The organism is Nocardia sp. NPDC004260 (genome assembly GCF_053603155.1).
The window spans coordinates 1-1,119 of sequence record NZ_JBSGEZ010000283.1; the positions used below are offsets into that span (position 1 = coordinate 1).

At 67.6% G+C, this 1,119-nt stretch carries 1 protein-coding gene; it reads left to right on the forward strand.

Annotated features, from left to right (window positions below):
* On the forward strand, positions 1 to 1,119 hold a 1,119-nt coding region (locus ACWEO7_RS39665), incomplete at both ends, for a condensation domain-containing protein (RefSeq protein ID WP_452431024.1).

Genomic DNA, 1,119 nt, shown 5'->3' on the forward strand with positions numbered 1-1,119 from the left:
CGGTTCGATCCCGCGAGTGGGGTGAACAATATTCCGGTCGCGGTGCGGTTGAGCGGTGCGTTGGATGTGGCGGCGTTGCGGGCGGCGGTGGCGGATGTGGTGGCGCGGCACGAGGTGTTGCGCACGGTGTATCCGGATGTGGATGGTGCGGGTTTCCAGTTGGTGTTGCCGGTGGAGGATGCGCGGGCGGTGCCGGATGTGCTGGTGCGGCGGGCGCATGAGTCGGAGGTGGCCGCGTTGGTGGCCGCGGCGGTGGGGGAGGGTTTCGATGTGACCGCGGCGCCGCCGGTGCGGGTGCGGTTGATCGTGTTGAGCGAGACCGAGCATGTGCTGGTGTGCGTGGTGCACCATATCGCCGGTGACGGGTTCTCGATGGGTCCGTTGACGCGGGATTTGATGAGCGCGTATGTGGAACGTGCTCGGGGTGGGGCGCCGGTGTGGCCTGCGTTGGAGGTGCAGTACGCGGATTACGCGTTGTGGCAGCGGGAGATTTTGGGGGATGAGCGGGATCCGGGGTCGTTGCTGGCGGCGCAGGTCGAGTTCTGGCGGGAGGGGTTGGCGGGGTTGCCCGAGCAGGTGGAGTTGCCTGCGGATCGGGCGCGGCCGGTGGTGGCGTCGTATCAGGGGGCGACGTTGGGGTTCGAGATCGATGCCGAGGTGCATGCGGGGTTGAGCCGGATCGCGCAGGCGCACAATGCGACGGTGTTCATGGTGGTGCATGCGGCGTTGGCGGTGTTGCTGGCGCGGTTGTCGGGCAGCCGGGATATCGCGGTGGGCACGCCGGTGGCCGGGCGGGGTGAGGCGGCGTTGGATGATCTGATCGGGATGTTCGTCAACACGTTGGTGTTGCGTACCGAGATCGATCCCGGGGCGCGGTTCGAGGAGTTGCTGGCGGGGGTGCGGGCGGTGGATGTGGCGGCGTTCGGGCATGCGGATGTGCCGTTCGAGCGGTTGGTGGAGGTGCTGGATCCGCCGCGTTCGCCGGCGCGGCATCCGTTGTTCCAGGTGATGTTGACCTTCCAGAATCTGACGGTGCCCGAGCTGGAGTTGCCGGGGTTGTCGGTGTCGGGGCTGGATCTGGCGGTGGGGTTGGCGAAGTTCGATCTGCAGTTGGCGGTG